13 protein-coding genes are annotated in these 16,860 nt (G+C 33.7%); 9 read left to right on the top strand and 4 right to left on the bottom strand.

Features of this window, described 5'->3' with window-relative positions; all coding sequences use genetic code 11:
* Positions 1-110 precede the first annotated feature (110 nt).
* Positions 111-1,349, bottom strand: coding sequence for a peptidase T (gene pepT, locus PQO00_RS13735; protein ID WP_274185418.1), 1,239 nt, complete (start codon positions 1,347-1,349; stop codon positions 111-113).
* A gap of 306 nt (positions 1,350-1,655) precedes the next feature.
* Between pepT and PQO00_RS13730 the strand changes: the two genes are divergently transcribed.
* Entirely contained in the window at positions 1,656-2,711 is a 1,056-nt protein-coding gene (locus tag PQO00_RS13730; RefSeq protein WP_274185417.1) for a quinone-dependent dihydroorotate dehydrogenase, read from the top strand.
* Between the two features lie 80 nt (positions 2,712-2,791).
* On the opposite strand, the gene PQO00_RS13725 is transcribed toward PQO00_RS13730, so the two are convergent.
* Positions 2,792-4,735 (bottom strand): T9SS type A sorting domain-containing protein, encoded by a 1,944-nt coding sequence (locus tag PQO00_RS13725; RefSeq protein ID WP_274185416.1) that lies wholly within the window; start codon positions 4,733-4,735, stop codon positions 2,792-2,794.
* A 105-nt stretch (positions 4,736-4,840) separates the two neighbouring features.
* Positions 4,841-5,776 (bottom strand): spondin domain-containing protein, encoded by a 936-nt coding sequence (locus PQO00_RS13720; protein WP_274185415.1) that lies wholly within the window; start codon positions 5,774-5,776, stop codon positions 4,841-4,843.
* A gap of 381 nt (positions 5,777-6,157) precedes the next feature.
* Here PQO00_RS13720 and PQO00_RS13715 point away from each other — a divergent pair, with 381 nt between their 5' ends.
* From PQO00_RS13715 to PQO00_RS13690, 6 genes are all read left to right on the top strand, one after another.
* Positions 6,158-7,021, top strand: a complete 864-nt coding sequence (locus PQO00_RS13715) for a hydroxymethylglutaryl-CoA lyase (RefSeq protein WP_274185414.1) — start codon at positions 6,158-6,160, stop codon at positions 7,019-7,021.
* Between the two features lie 147 nt (positions 7,022-7,168).
* Positions 7,169-8,368, top strand: a complete 1,200-nt coding sequence (locus PQO00_RS13710) for a DUF4856 domain-containing protein (protein WP_274185413.1) — start codon at positions 7,169-7,171, stop codon at positions 8,366-8,368.
* Positions 8,369-8,470: 102 nt separating this feature from the next.
* Positions 8,471-9,574, top strand: coding sequence for an imelysin family protein (locus PQO00_RS13705; RefSeq protein ID WP_274185412.1), 1,104 nt, complete (start codon positions 8,471-8,473; stop codon positions 9,572-9,574).
* Between the two features lie 231 nt (positions 9,575-9,805).
* On the top strand, positions 9,806-11,170 hold the full coding sequence (locus tag PQO00_RS13700) for an HTTM domain-containing protein (protein ID WP_274185411.1): 1,365 nt from the start codon (positions 9,806-9,808) through the stop codon (positions 11,168-11,170).
* Complete coding sequence (locus tag PQO00_RS13695; RefSeq protein WP_274185410.1) at positions 11,151-13,574, top strand: TonB-dependent receptor; 2,424 nt, start codon at positions 11,151-11,153, stop codon at positions 13,572-13,574. The genes PQO00_RS13700 and PQO00_RS13695 overlap by 20 nt, the downstream gene beginning before the upstream one ends.
* Positions 13,575-13,586: 12 nt before the next feature.
* Positions 13,587-14,036 carry a heme-binding domain-containing protein gene (locus tag PQO00_RS13690; RefSeq protein ID WP_274185409.1) on the top strand — a complete coding sequence of 150 codons (450 nt, stop codon included), beginning with the start codon at positions 13,587-13,589 and terminating at the stop codon, positions 14,034-14,036.
* Between the two features lie 248 nt (positions 14,037-14,284).
* Here the strand turns inward: PQO00_RS13690 and PQO00_RS13685 are convergent, their stop codons facing one another.
* Complete coding sequence (locus tag PQO00_RS13685; RefSeq protein WP_274185408.1) at positions 14,285-14,485, bottom strand: hypothetical protein; 201 nt, start codon at positions 14,483-14,485, stop codon at positions 14,285-14,287.
* 51 nt (positions 14,486-14,536) lie between these two features.
* Here PQO00_RS13685 and PQO00_RS13680 point away from each other — a divergent pair, with 51 nt between their 5' ends.
* A complete protein-coding gene (locus PQO00_RS13680) occupies positions 14,537-15,244 on the top strand; it encodes an Insecticidal toxin complex protein (protein ID WP_274185407.1) in 708 nt (235 codons plus the stop codon).
* A gap of 59 nt (positions 15,245-15,303) precedes the next feature.
* Complete coding sequence (gene guaB / locus PQO00_RS13675) at positions 15,304-16,776, top strand: IMP dehydrogenase (protein ID WP_274185406.1); 1,473 nt, start codon at positions 15,304-15,306, stop codon at positions 16,774-16,776.
* Positions 16,777-16,860 lie beyond the last annotated feature (84 nt).

Raw genomic sequence — 16,860 nt, 5'->3', positions numbered from 1 at the left:
AATTATTCTGAAATAAAAAGCAAATTCAAAGATTTATAATCTTTTCTACTATATGTTTCAGAGTCAAAATACAGATCTGTTTTTTTGATCGATATGGACTAAAGGTTTTTTTATTTCTCTAAAGCTGTTAACTCCGCAATTTTACAGATCACTTCTGTTGCTTTAATCATACTTTCAACAGGCACATACTCATAGCGGCCGTGGAAATTATGTCCGCCGGCAAATATATTTGGACATGGTAATCCCATATAACTCAATTGTGAGCCATCGGTACCACCACGAATCGCTTTAATAAGTGGTTGGATCTCTAGCTGTCTCATGGCTTTTTCTGCAATATCTACAATATGCATTACAGGCTCGACCTTTTCTTTCATATTATAATATTGATCTTTAATTTCGGTGGTAATAACTTCCCTACCGTATTGCGAATTTAATTCGTTAGTTAGCTTTTGCATAACTTCTTTGCGTGCCTCGAAATGACCTTTATCATGATCGCGAATAATATATTCTAAAACTGTTTCTTCAACATCTCCTTTCATAGTATGCAAATGGAAAAACCCTTGATACCCTTCGGTATGTTCTGGAGTTTCCATCCGTGGTAAAGAATTAATAAATTCCTGAGCGATGTACATAGAATTTATCATTTTTCCCTTAGCATATCCAGGATGTACAATCTTACCTTTTACTTTTACTACGGCACTGGCAGCGTTAAAATTTTCATATTCTAATTCGCCTATTTGGCTTCCGTCCATAGTATAGGCCCAATCTGCACCGAATTTTTCGACATCAAATTTATGTGCACCTCGACCTATTTCTTCATCGGGAGTAAATCCGATCCTTATTTTTCCGTGTTTAATTTCTGGATGGTTCACTAAATATTCCATAGCCGATACAATTTCACAAATTCCAGCCTTATCATCCGCACCCAAAAGCGTGTTGCCATCGGTTGTTATTAAGGTTTGCCCTTTATATAAAAGTAAATCATCAAAATAGTCGGGAGATAATACAATATTTTCATCTGCATTTAAAACGATATCCTGACCATCATAATTTTCAATGATTTGAGGATTTACATGAGCGCCTGTAAAATCTGGTGAGGTATCAAAATGCGAAATAAATCCAATGGTTGGAACATCATAATCCACATTACTTGGTAAGGTTGCCATGATATATGCATTAGCATCAATGCTAACCTCTTGCATGCCAATAGTTTTAAGTTCTTCGGCTAGCTTATTAGCCAGATCCCATTGCTTTTTTGTACTAGGCGTAGTCTCTGAGGTTGGATCGGATTCCGTATCGATAGTAACGTAACTTACAAATCGTTTTATGATGTTTTCTTTTGTGATCATTTTAAATAAAATTTGAATTTGGTGTGGTTTGAGCGAAATAACTTAATGAACTGGTTTAGACTTTTTATAATTGGCTAAAAAATTGCCCTTTTGCACCCACTTTTCGCCTTTTATTTGTTCCGTAGCGATGCTATGCAACAAATAAAAACCTTCAACTGGTCACAAAATGTCTAATTTTTGCTATAATCCAAAAAGTTTAAACCAGTTCAATGGCTATTATGGGCTTAAAAATACGATTATTAATTTTTTTTGCTTTTGAATTGTCCAATTTTTTATTTAGAAGTATTTTTGCATAAATAATACTGGATGTACAAATTACTACTTCGCCCTCTATTTTTTTTATTCGATCCTGAAAAGATTCATTATTTTACATTTTCGTTGATAAAAATGACCTCTAAAATCCCTGGTTTTAAAGCCGTTTTTAGAAGTTTGTACGTCATTGAAAATGTTAAGTTAGAGAGAAAATTATTTGGATTAACATTTAAAAACCCTGTAGGTTTAGCAGCAGGTTTTGATAAAAATGCGGTATTATATAACGAGCTGGCAAATTTTGGTTTTGGTTTTATTGAAATAGGCACAGTAACGCCCAAAGGACAAGCTGGAAACCCTAAGAAAAGATTATTCAGGCTTAAAAGCGACCAGGGAATTATTAACCGAATGGGGTTTAATAATGAAGGGGTAGAAGCTGCTATTTCTCAATTAAAAAAGAATCAGGGAAAATTGATTATTGGTGGTAATATTGGAAAAAATACCCATACAAAACCTGAAGATTATACCAAGGATTATTTAGAGTGTTTTAATGCATTGCACCCTTATGTTGACTATTTTGTGCTTAATGTTAGTTGTCCGAACGTAGGAAGTCATGCTAAATTAAATGATAAGGATTATTTAGAAGAGCTAATAGGCGCTGTACAAAAGGCAAATGCAACATTCGAAAATGGTCATACCGAGCACAGTCGAAGTGCAAAACCAATTCTTTTAAAAATAGCTCCCGATTTAAATGATGGCCAATTAGATGAGATCATTGCGCTTGTAGCTGCAACAAAATTAGACGGTGTTATAGCTAGTAATACCTCTATGGACAGAAGTGGTTTAAAAACGCCAAAAGAACAACTTGAAAGTATAGGCCATGGAGGTTTAAGCGGCCAACCTATAAAAGATAAAAGTACAAGGGTTATAAAATATTTATCAGATAAGAGCCATAAGGCATTTCCTATAATTGGAGTAGGAGGTATACATACCGAGAAAGATGCGATTGAAAAAATAGAGGCTGGTGCAGACTTAGTACAAATCTATACCGGTTTTATTTATGAGGGCCCAAGCCTTGTAAAACGAATTAATAAAGCCTTGCTTGAAAAGTAAGCGTGAAAGTTGCTTAAAATTCTTGAATACAGTTTGGTATTGCCATTAATTCTTAATCCTATTATTTGTTCAATCCTAAATTACTTGACAATCTTCTTAACGATTCTAGAATTTTCACTATTAATTGTTAAGAAATAAGTTCCAGAAGATAAACTGCTCACATTAATTGGCTGATTGGTTAATGCTCCAGATAAGAATACTTGTCCAACTAAATTAGAAATCTGATAACTTAAAAAAGCTTCCGTGTTTCTATGTTTAATATAAAGCAAATTGCTTATAATAGGGTTTGGATATGCTTTTATATCTAATAATGTATTAGATGGGTTTTGTTCTTTTTCAACATTCTTAATGAGAATATCGTCAATAGCAATGTCACCATCCCAACTGGCACCTCTTATAGCTCTAAAACGAACTTTTATAGTTTGATTTACATAAGAAGATAGATCAACGGTTTTCTTTAAAAATGCATCATTTTGATTGGATTGTTGACTGCCATAAAGTGCAGGAACGACATCATTAATATAACCGCTATCGGTTTTAATATCTACATGTAATGCTCCTATATTTTTACCAAACATATGATATGAAAATTCCAACTCGGTATATAGCGTTGTTATGTTAATACATGGGGAAATAAATTCGGCAACATCCCCTGGTTCCGCTCCAGAAGCTTCTGCATAAATATAGGTTCCTGTGGTGCCATTTAGGGTATTGTCATTTAAAGGCCCGGTGCCCTCTGTAGCTGTTTTTCCTGAATTTGAATACCAATTATAACCATTCTCAGAAGCATCTATTGTTGTCCAGCCCTTGTCTCCCGCTATTTCAAAACCATCAAAACCTTCTTCTAAAGGATTTGTTTCTGTACCAACTTTTATGAATTTTGAAAAGGTTTTCTTTATCGTTTTAGACGCATTAGAAACTGTAAGTGTTACATCATATATCCCTGTATCGTAGGTATGCGAAGGGTTCTGAACTGTATAGTCAATAATACCATCTGAGTCTACATCCCATTGCCAATGGGTAATATTAGAGCAATTATTTTTAAAATTCACAGTTAATGTTTCCTTGCAGGTCACACTAGTATCGGCAGTAAAATTAGCGTTAAACGAAGGACAGGCTAAATAGTTTTTCGTAGTTTGATAAAAAGCATATATTCTAGCCAGTTGTTGAAATGTGAAATGGTTTCTACATGACTTTCTGGAATAGGACATTAAATTACCTGTATCGGGGTTAAAGGTCTGCCCATTTGCATCTGTTTCTACGCCTGTAAACTCGCAAAAATTATTAATATTATTGTTGGAGAGCATAGGGTCTGCTGGTGTGTCACAAATACCATCACCATCTGTATCACAGTTGCTCCCGTCTACCAATTCAGTGGTCATTTTACTATTATCAGGCCCATGTGTATGCGTTAAAGAGAAAAAATGGCCTAATTCATGTGCTAAAGAAGAATCATTAGTTGTACAGCTGTTTTTCATAACAATGATATCATTATGTCTCCCAACATTATTACTATAGCCACAAATGCTTTCCTCGGAAGTGTCTTCCAAATAATTGATAAAATAAATATTTATTAAACCAGGGGTATAGCTTGTTTCTTTTAAATCACTTTCGTTGCCTTTTTTAAAATGGCAAAAGGCATCATCATCTATATAATTAATACCATCGCATAGGAAAAACTCCATAAAGGCCTCTGCATAAATAGCGTTAAGATTTTCAATAGCCTTATTAAGATCTAAAATGTCAAGGCCGTTTGTACCATTTGAAGACCTAATAATATGGGCTTTAATAGGAATGGAATTCATTATTTTACGAGCACTACCTTTACCGGATTTACTAAAATAAAATGCTTGTTCGTATTGCTTAATTTGTGGTTTTATGCTCTGTATATATTCAAGGGATTCAGACGTTGTAATGGTGCCACAACCAGGTTCTGATTTATGCTGTCCGGAGACCATATAAAATGAAACCGATAAAAATATCGAAAGAAGTAAGGATTTAGGGTCAGTAGTAAAAATATTCATTAGGGCTAAACATTTTTCCAAATGTATACCTTAATAAAAAAGATGAATAATAAAAACGTTAAAACGTAAATTTTATCGCTTACCCTTCAATTATATACTTAATATTTAGTTGATTACTAATTTTTGTGACCTGTTTGCACCATCTATAGTTTTTAAATTTAATAGATAAATACCCTTATTCAGGTTTGTCAGATTAACATTTAATTTTGATACCCCTTGTTTAACATCTATTTGTTTTACTAAGCAGCCTAATATGTTATACACTTCAATAGCCTTTAATTCAATATTTTGAAGATGGGAAATCGTAATGCTTCCTCTAGTGGGATTTGGGAATATTTTTACCATATCAATCTTATTAATAGTTTCTGTACTTAGGGTCGATGAATTATATGTAAAGGTAACAGTGCCAATTTTTTTATTATTAAAAGGTGTTATATTCGATCGACTTGTTATAACTCCTATGGGGTTGCTATCTGCATTGTTTAAAGAATAACCGTCTCCGTCTTCGGTACCAGCATCGTAAGGAAACAAATCCAACGTAAATGTGTCTTTCCACCCATTGTTAATGCTATTATTTCCAGACCTTAGGGTAACACCATTAACGGCAATAAACCAATCTGGGGTAGGGGCTATCATTGAAACCAGCGTAACTAACGGAAAATTTTCGCTAACCTCCAAGCTGTTTATGGAAATGGTTCCTTTGGCACTATCAAGTCCGTTGCCAACAATCACCTTATCGGCATCAGGATTATTATTAACTTCAGTGACAAAAATACTTGTAGCACCAGTTTCTGCAATGGATTCAATACCAGGAGAAGCAGCCGCTCCCATCATTAAAAAAGTATTTGCAGTTTGGTGTGTCGTAACTACTAATGGTGACCAATGGGCATTTGAAGGTAAATCAATGGTACTTTGACCATCGGTGGCATTGCTGGCAGTCCATTCCCAAATACTTTCAAAAGTGACCGTATAATTTGCTGTGCTTTGACCAAAAGAAGACCAGGAAATAAAAAAAATAAAAAGGAAATTAATATGCTTCACGGTATGGTTATTTATTAACTCATTTAAAGTTTTTCAATGCATTCTATAAGATAAAGGTAAAGTCGTTTAATTGTATTTAAACTTACAGATAAATCGAAAAGAATTTCCCCTAGGATTTGTCTTGGGGATAGTTCGTTTCAAAAAATTATTTATGAAGTGATTTAAACTTTTTTCAATTGGCTGCAAAATGCTCCTTTTCACCCTTTTTTCGTCTTTTTATTACTTCGTAACGCTGCTATGAAGTGCAAAAAAGGCTTCAAAACGAATAAAAATCAGCTATTTTTCGCTTCAATCAAAAAAGTTTAAATCACTTCTATTTAAAAATCGTTAATAGCTTAACTAAATTAATAGTATTTTTATCTTTTCATTTTTTTTGACTAAATGCAAAACAACGTAAAGATTATTGAATGCCCACGAGATGCCATGCAGGGTATTAAAGACTTTATTCCAACAGAGAATAAAGTGCAGTATATCCAATCGTTACTTCGCGTTGGCTTTGATACTATCGATTTTGGTAGTTTTGTTTCTCCTAAGGCCATACCCCAAATGGTCGATACTGCCGAAGTGTTGTCAAAACTTGATCTCTCTAAAACGACCAGTAAGTTACTGGCCATTATTGCCAATACAAGAGGTGCGGAAGCTGCAAGTAAGCATCCAGAAATAGATTATTTAGGGTATCCGTTTTCAATATCAGAAAACTTTCAAATGCGTAATACGCATAAAACGATAGTGCAATCTGTTGAAACCCTTTCAGAAATATTGGAAATTGCTAATAAATCAAGAAAGGAAGTGGTCGTTTATATATCTATGGGATTTGGTAATCCTTATGGAGACCCTTGGAATGTTGATATAGTAGGGGAGTGGACTGAAAAACTTTCGAAGATGGGCGTGAAAATTTTATCTTTAAGTGATACTATTGGAAGTTCTGATGCCGAAAGTATTCATTATCTTTTTTCAAATTTAATCCCCCTATATCCAAATATTGAATTTGGAGCACATTTACATACAACGCCAAGCACTTGGTTTGAAAAAGTGGATGCGGCCTATAAAGCTGGTTGCAAACGTTTTGATGGAGCCATTCAGGGCTTTGGTGGATGCCCTATGGCCAAAGATGAACTTACGGGCAATATGCCTACCGAAAAACTATTGTCATACTTTACTTCAAATAAAAATAATAGTTTAAATGCACTCAGTTTTGAGAGTGCTTATAATGAAGCTTCTAAGATTTTTAATTTTTATCATTGATTTTTTTTGTTAAAGCGTTGATTTCAAAATTTATTTAAATTTAATCTAAATAAACTTTGTGTAAATAATTATGAGTTTTATATTTGCAACTTTAAAATAACAATTATTTATAATAAGTCTAAATAAAAATTATTAATCTACTTTAAAATGAAAAAAATAGTACTAAGTCTTTTTGTGGTATTGGCATTGCTTCAATCATGTTCAAGTGATGACGATGGAGGAAGTAAGCATAATGATGTTGTAGCTCCTGCAACTTATGAGTTTGTAAGAAATGGAAGCTCGACAGTAAATTTTGGTGGGCAAACAACAAGAATTCAAATGGCGGAAGAATTAGTGGCTGCATTCAAAGATAATTTACAAACAAAAATAGCTTTAGATGCTATGTTTGCTCATGTTGAAAACGAGAATGATTTTAGTGATCCAGATTTAAATGCATCTGATAAGAGCATTAGAAGTAAAACAGCTGCTTCAGTAGATTATTTTTCTGCAAATACCACTGAGGCAAACGCTATTAAAGCAGATTTTGACAATTGGATAGAATCGCAAGTTTTAGATGTGTTCCCTAACTGGAATACAACAGCTACACCAGGTAATGCTGGTAATTTACAAGAAGCTGGAGGTGGTTCTACTCGTTACATTAATGCAAAAGGCTTGGAGTACAATCAAGCATTTGCAAAGTCTTTAATTGGTGCTTTAATGGTAGATCAAATGTTAAATAATTATTTGAGTTCTGATGTATTGGATGCTGGGACAAATGTAGCGGATAATGATGCTGAAACTGTAGAAGATGGTAAGTCGTATACTACTATGGAGCATAAATGGGATGAAGCATTTGGTTATTTATACGGCAATGAAGAAAACCCTGAAGCGCCACAATTAAATGCTGATAGTTTTCTAAACAAATACTTGTCTAGAGTAGAAAACGATACAGATTTTGCTGGTATAGCTGCAGATGTTTATAATGCTTTTAAATTGGGAAGAGCAGCAATTGTAGCTAAAAACTATGATGTTAGAGATGAGCAAGCCGAAATTATCAGAGAAAAAATATCTCAGGTTATTGGTGTTAGAGCTGTACATTATTTACAACAAGGGAAAGGAAGTTTAGGAACCGATAATGCTGCAGCATTCCATAATTTGTCTGAAGGTTTTGGATTTGTTTACAGTTTGCAGTTTACAAGAAAACCAGGAACTAACGAACCATATTTTACAAAGGCAGAAGTAGATGCAATTATTGCAACACTTATGAACGGGAATGGCTTTTGGGATTTAACAGAACAAGCTTTAGACACTATATCAAATACGATATCAGCTAAGTTTAGCTTTACAACTGCACAGGCAGGAAGCTAAAAATAAAAGTTAGGATTAACTATTTATTATAAAAGTAGTTGTTGTATCATATAATACAACAACTACTTTTAGTATTTTTGCAAAAATTATATTTTATAGGTTATGTTTACAGTAAGAAAGACTTTTTTAGGTTTATTATTTGCCGCTTTTATGATAGGGTGTGGTTCTTCGTCTTCGGATGATGGGGCTTCTGAAAATACTGATACTTTTGACAGAGGCGCTTTATTAACCAATATGGCAGATAATATTGTCATTCCAGCTTTTCAAGACTTAAGTACTAAGCTTTCTACTTTAAAATCTGATAAAGAAGTTTTTATCGCAACACCAGATCAAACCAATTTAGATGCCCTTAGAGTATCATGGTTGGCAGCATACAAAACATGGCAGCATGTAGAGATGTTTAACATTGGAAAAGCTGAAGAGATTTTATATTACTTTCAAATGAATGTATATCCAGTTTCAACAACAGATGTCGAAGCAAATATAGCATCTGGTTCTTATGATTTGTCACATGTTAATAATAATGATGCTGTAGGCTTTCCTGCAGTAGATTATTTATTATATGGTATAGGTGCAGATGATACTGCTATTTTAGGAAAATATGCAGAGGTTAATTATAAAAACTATCTTTCTGATGTAATAGACCAAATGCAGTTATTGACAGAATCTGTGTTAAATGATTGGACTAGCTCTTATAGAGAAACTTTTGTAAGCCAAACAGGAAATACAAGCACCAGTGCTTTGAACAAGTTTATTAATGACTTTGTATTTTATTATGAAAAAGGATTGCGGGCTAATAAAATAGGTATTCCTGCAGGAAACTTCTCTACAGCTCCATTACCAGAAAAAGTGGAAGGATTCTATGGTAAAACATTTTCAAGGGAATTAGCTTTAGAAGCTTTAAATGCAGTACAAAATTTGTTTAAAGGAAAAGCATACTCCAGTAGTAATACCGGGGAAAGTTTTAGTAGCTATTTAATAGATTTAGGACGAGGAGAATTGGTGACTTTGATAAACTCCAGATTAGATAATGCCCGTCAAAAACTACAAGCTTTAAATGCAGATTTTAATTCACAAATAAATACTGATAATACAAAAATGACCGAAGCGTATGATGCGCTTCAATTAGCTGTGGTATCCTTAAAGGTAGACATGCTCCAAGCATTTAATATCAGTGTGGATTATGTAGATGCAGACGGCGATTAAAACAATGAAAATTAAAAAAAAGGTTGTCTTTATTTAGACAGCTTTTTTTGTATAGGACTCATTTTGATTTTTTGTTTTTAACCGAAAATGGGATAAAATTTGTTTGGATGAGGCCATTTTTGAAAGGTATAGCATAACTAAGCCTAAAAAAGCAACGAAATATGGACAAATTTTGGACATGCCTGTCTATGCAGATTTCGGGAAACAGAAAAGCGAAGATGAGTTCATAGAATGAATTTCGATATAAAAACATATTTAAGTAAAAATACCAACGCAGCACCTTTAGCAGTGTTTAGAATAGTTTTTGGTATTATGATGTGTTTTAGTATGATCCGTTTTTGGTATCATGGTTGGATTGAAACCTTATATATCCAGCCAAAATTCCATTTTTCTTATTATGGTTTTGAATGGGTAAAACCATTGGGAGGGTATACATATTTACTTTTTATTATATGTGGCGTCTCGGCATTGTTTGTAGCGTTTGGACTTAAATACAGATTAGCTATAATTACTTTTTTTTTAAGTTTTACTTACATCGAGTTGATGGATAAAACAACGTATCTAAATCATTATTACTTTGTAAGTTTGTTGAGCTTTTTAATGATTTTTTTACCAGCTAATGCTCATTTTTCGGTTGATAATATCTTAAGGAAAAAAACATTTGAGAAGGTCCCAAAATGGACCATTGATAGTGTGAAACTTCTATTGGGTATTGTCTACTTTTATGCTGGTTTAGCTAAAATAAATAGCGATTGGCTATTTAAAGCCATGCCTTTAAAAATATGGTTGCCGTCTAAATATGATTTGCCATTAATTGGTGACACCCTGATGCATCAAAATTGGTTTCATTTTGCTATGAGCTGGAGTGGTATGTTTTACGATTTAACGATTCCATTTTTATTACTATACAGGAGAACTCGGGTTTTTGCTTTCGTTTTAGTACTCATATTTCATGTATTTACGCGCATCCTATTTCCAATAGGCATGTTTCCATTTATCATGATTGTGTCAACATTAATTTTCTTCGATGCTAATTTACATATCAAGATTATTGGTTTTCTTAAGCGCATTTTTAAAAACCGAGCTGCAAACCCTACTATGAATATAAAATCGAGCTATAATTATCAATTTAAAAAGCCAGTGACTAGACTGTTAATCTTGTTTTTTATAGTTCAATTATTGTTTCCTTTTAGATATTTGTTATATCCAAACGAATTGTTTTGGACTGAAGAAGGTTTTCGTTTCTCATGGCGCGTTATGCTTATGGAAAAAAAGGGAATATCGACTTTTAAAATTGCAAATGCCGAAACTGGAGATTTTTTCTATGTTGATAATAAAGATTTCTTAACTTCATTTCAAGAAAAACAAATGAGCTTTCAACCAGATTTTATATTGGAATATGCACATTATCTGGGAGATCATTTTAAATCACAGGGTCATGAAAATGTTCAGGTTTTTGTTGAAAGCCATGTCGCATTGAATGGTCGGTTAAGCCAACTTTTTATAGATAAAAATGTTGATTTATATCGCGAAAAAGAATCATTAAAACCAAAGTATTGGATATTACCTTTTAAAGATGAAATTAAAGGACTGTAAACTTGTTTTTGCACTTATTTTTAGTGTATCTCTCTACTCGCAACAAACCATCAAAGGGGGTGTTGTATTTTCTAAAAACAATAAACCTATTGCAGGTGTAAGTGTTTATGATAAAACATCAGGCTTATTGGCAACTACAAATTCAAAAGGGGATTTTGAATTTCAAACGTCCAAAAAAGAAATAACCTTGGTGTTTTTTTCTTCTGAATATGAAATTAAAGAAGTGAATATAAATACCGAAAACACTCAGGATTTGAATATAGCTTTAGATGATTTAACAACAGAACTTTCGGAGGTGATAGTTACTGCAAATAGACAACGGATTTTTGAGTTAAAACGATTAAACGATGTCGAAGAAACAGCTATTTATGCAGGTAAAAAAACCGAGGTTATTTTAGTAGATCAATCAATGGCAAACCTGGCTTCAAATAATTCACGGCAAATTTACAGCCAGGTTGCAGGATTAAATATTTATCAAAATGACGATGCGGGGTTACAGTTGAATATTGGAGGTAGGGGACTGGATCCTAATCGAACTGCGAATTTCAACACCAGACAAAATGGATATGATATTAGTGCAGATGTTTTAGGATACCCAGAGAGTTATTATACACCAGCATCAGAAGGTTTAGAAGAGATACAAATAATTCGAGGTGCAGCTTCCTTGCAATATGGGACACAATTTGGTGGTTTGGTGAATTTTAAAATGAAATCACCAAAGCAAAGCAAACCTTTAGAAATAATAACTAGAAATACACTTGGAAGTTTTGGCTTGTATACCAATTTTACTAGTTTAAGCGGTACTAAGAACAAATGGAGTTATTACACATATTTTAATTACAAAAAGGGTGATGGTTTTAGACCAAATTCAGAATTTGAATCTAAAAATGTATTTGCCCATTTGGGATATCAATTTACAGAAAAGACGTCATTATCGGCCGAAGTGTCTTATTTAAGATATCTGGCTCAGCAAGGCGGTGGTTTAACAGATCAAATGTTTGATGAAAACCCTTTGCAGAGTAATAGATCGCGTAACTGGTTTGAAGTAGATTGGTTATTATATAACTTAAAATTTGCGCATGAATTTTCAAAACAAACAAACTTTACGTTTAATTTTTTTGGTTTAAATGCATCGCGCGATGCACTAGGTTTTAGAACGAACAGGGTAAACCAAGTTGATCCAAACACCGAACGGGATTTAATAAAGGGAGACTTTAAAAATTTTGGTTTTGAGTCCAGATTATTGAGTAAATACAAGTTGTTTAACAAGAATGCTACATTTTTAATTGGTACCAAATTTTATAAGGCAAATAATTACCAAAAACAAGGACCAGGAAGTGATGGTATAGGGCCAGATTTTGATTTTGCAACAGATCATTTTCCTAACTACCCTAATCAGTCGGAATTTGATTTACCAAACGTAAATGTTGCGATATTTGGAGAGAATATATTTTATGTATCGGATAAATTTTCTATAACGCCTGGATTTAGATTTGAATATATAAAAACTGAAAGCGACGGGTATTTTAAGCGTATAAATACTGATGGAGCTGGGAATGTTATTTTTGAAGAAACAGTAGAAGATGATAATAGCTTTGAACGTTCGTTTGTCTTATTAGGTTTGGGTTTAAGTTATAAAGCCAGTTCTGGTTTTGAACTTTACGGAAATATTTCTCAAAATTACCGTTCTGTAACTTTTTCAGATATTAATATTACTAATCCAGCATTTTCTATAAACCCCGATATTACAGATGAAGAAGGCTTTACCGCAGATTTGGGAATTCGTGGTAACTACAAAAGTTTGGTGTCTTACGATTTAGGTGTTTTTGGATTGTTCTATAATGGTAGAATTGGCTTTGTTCAAAAAGGATTGCCAGATGGAAGGGTTATTAGCGAACGTGGAAATGTTGGTGATGCCATCATGTATGGCATCGAGTCATTGTTCGATTTTAATCTAAAGAAATTGTTTGGTTTAGATAATAATTTTAAACTGAATTATTTTATTAATACATCCATTATAAACTCTGAATACACAGCTTCAGAGCAATCAGGTATTAAAGGGAATCAAGTAGAGTTTATTCCAGATTTAAATTTAAAAACAGGCTTACAAGGAGGATACAAAAATTTATTGGCCAGTATTCAATATACATACTTAGGAAAACAATTTACAGATGCAACTAATTCTACAATTGCAAGTTTAAGCGGAGTCGTAGGTGAAATTCCAGAATACGATATTCTAGATGTATCGCTGTCTTATAGTTACAAGCGATTTAAGTTAGAAACAGGGATTAACAATGCTTTAGACAATAGTTATTTTACCAGAAGAGCTACTGGATATCCCGGTCCGGGAATTATTCCATCTGCTCCTAGAAATTTTTATGCTACATTGCAGGTTAAATTTTAAACTTGATAATAAATGAAAACAATAAAAAAAGGACTGATTGTATTATTGGTAGCTTTGGTTTTAATTCAATTTTACAGACCAGAAAAGAATAATGCAGAGCTTAGGGACGTAGCAGCATTTGAAATGGAAACTAAACCCAATACAGAAGTAGCTAAAATTTTAAAAGCACAATGCTACGATTGCCATAGCAATAAGACAACGTATCCGTGGTATACAGAAGTAGCACCGGTATCTTTTTGGATAGGTCATCATATAGAAGAAGGTAATGAACATTTTAATGTATCTAAATGGGATACATATAATGATAAAAAGAAAGATCATAAATTAGAAGAGTTAGTAGAAGAAGTAGAAGAAGGAGAAATGCCATTGAGCTCTTATACGTGGATGCATGGCTCTATCACTCAGGAAGAAAAAGAAGCTTTAATCGCCTGGGCAAAGAAAGCTCGTGAGAATTATAAATAAGAATAGATGATAGCTTTTAAGGAGTTGTAACCGTCAAATGAGGCTATCTGAAAAGTAATATGTTTTGTCATTCAGAGTACTTCGACTACCCTCAGTACAGGCTATAGCGAAGAATCTTATTATTTTTTAAATCAATATATTATGTTTTTAAGAGATTCTTCACAGCTTCGCTGCTACCTTCTAAACAAAATATATTTTGTTTCTCGGTAATATTCAGAATGGCACTTTTCAGACCTTGTTTATTTTAATCAATCTCCATTGTTGTCGGTAGAGATTATTATAATAGAAAGAATACTTCTAGTGTCTCCGCTAAACAATATAGCTAATTCGTTAAGTTTTAGATGAAGTGGATTAACCCCGTTGGGGTTGCTATTAATAGCTTCAAATAAAGAGATGGAAATTACATCAATAACCTCATAATACTTCATTGATTTTATTATAAATGGCATTATTTAAAATTTGTGATAAATATGACTGCTAATTGTTTAGTTTTATAAACGATGAGGTTTTTAATTTTTATATTGATTATATTCCTAAACGCACCTTTACTATTAGCAAAAGAGTGGAAGAGCCTTAGGGTCTATAAAAAAGAGACCCAAAAAGAAACGCTATCATCTTCCGATTGGTTAAAGCTGGATAGAGTAAAAAACACTTTGGTGTGGCAAGAGGCTAATCTATTTAACCTTAAAAACAATTTACCGCAAGAGTATAAGAGCATTTCCCAACGACGCGATTTTTATAAATGGCTTTTTAGTGAATTGGATAAGAAGGAGCACGAGATTATTTGGGTGAAAATGGCCCATTTTATTTCAAAAAAAATGCACCTTATGGAGGTGTTTCCTTATTCGGTATTTTCAAAAAAAGATATAAGATCCTATGCAAGAAAAGGAAGTGAAATCGTTTTTAATAATGCATTTATTGAACTACAAGGACTTTATAATTCCCAATCAATATTAAAAGCAGGGAAGGCTTTGGAATGGGATAGGACCATAATTGAAAAAGAACAATACGAATGGCTACATGGTATCTATAAAACGATGGATGACGGTAATTTAAAGATTTTAGAGCGTATTGCTAAAGGAAAGTTTTTATATGGACTCTTGGTGCCAAAAGCTATCAGATTTAAAGGCAACCTTTTAAAAGCAGAAATGCGTTATAATTATGCTATTGAAGTGCTTAGGCCTTATTGTGAAAACAGATATAAATAATATCATATTATCTTAGAATTTAGTTGTATATTTGCACGCAATTATAACGTAATTGCATCATGACTGCACATCAAAATAAAATAGTAGGAGAAGGATTAACCTACGATGACGTCCTTTTAGTTCCAGCTTTTTCAGAAGTTCTTCCACGCGAAGTTAATATTCAAACAAAATTTACTCGTAACATTACTATTAATGTGCCTATTATTTCGGCAGCAATGGATACGGTCACCGAGAGTAAAATGGCTATAGCCATGGCACAAGAAGGGGGGATTGGTGTTTTGCATAAAAATATGACCATTGAGGCACAAGCCTTAAAAGTTAGAAAAGTAAAACGTGCTGAGAGCGGTATGATCTTGGACCCTGTTACGCTGCCTCTTACCGCTAATGTTAAAGATGCCAAACAAAATATGGCAGAACATGGTATTGGAGGGATTCCCATTGTAGATGCAGAAGGGACTTTAAAAGGTATAGTAACCAATCGTGACTTACGTTTCGAACATAATAACTCAAGGCCCATTGTCGAGGTTATGACCGGTGAAAACCTGGTAACTGCAGCTGTTGGTACTTCTTTAAAAGATGCCGAACAAATCCTTCAAAAACATAAAATCGAAAAATTGCTTATTGTTGATGATGCTTATAAATTATCTGGTTTAATTACATTTAGGGATATCACGAAGCTTAGTCAGAAACCAATAGCCAATAAAGATCAATATGGACGTTTACGTGTTGCCGCTGCCATAGGTGTTACTGGTGACGCTGTTGATAGGGCAGAAGCTTTAGTAAATGCAGGCGTTGATGCCGTTGTTATTGATACGGCACATGGTCATACTAAAGGTGTGGTTGGCGTATTAAAAGACATAAAAGCCAAGTTTCCAAGTTTAGAAGTTATAGTTGGTAATATTGCCACAGCTACTGCCGCAAAATATTTAGTTGATGCAGGAGCAGATGCCGTAAAAGTAGGTATTGGACCAGGCTCAATTTGTACCACACGTGTGGTTGCAGGTGTAGGGTTTCCACAATTCTCTGCGGTTTTAGAAGTTGCTGCTGCTTTAAAAGGTACTGGCGTACCGGTAATTGCAGACGGTGGTATTCGTTATACAGGGGATATTCCAAAAGCGATTGCAGCAGGAGCAGATACGGTGATGTTAGGATCGCTATTGGCAGGGACTAAAGAGTCTCCTGGAGAAACTATCATTTATGAAGGGAGAAAATTTAAATCTTACCGAGGTATGGGCTCTGTCGAAGCTATGAAGCAGGGTAGTAAGGATCGCTATTTTCAAGATGTCGAAGACGATATTAAAAAGTTGGTACCGGAAGGGATTGTCGGTAGAGTGCCCTATAAAGGAGATTTATACGAAAGCATTCATCAATTTATAGGTGGTTTACGAGCCGGTATGGGATATTGCGGTGCTAAAGATATAGAGACATTGAAAGAAAATGGACAGTTTGTAAAAATCACGGCTAGTGGCATTAATGAAAGCCATCCCCATGATGTAACCATTACCAAAGAATCTCCCAATTATTCAAGATAGTTTCGTTTTATATAGAACTCATTTTTCAAAATGGGAAATGGTATAAAGAGCTGCCAGAGGCTTATAAATTAAACAACAAGAGTG

The organism is Flavivirga sp. 57AJ16, assembly GCF_028736925.1.
GTDB lineage: Bacteria > Bacteroidota > Bacteroidia > Flavobacteriales > Flavobacteriaceae > Flavivirga.
This window is presented reverse-complemented; position numbering and strand designations above follow the sequence as displayed.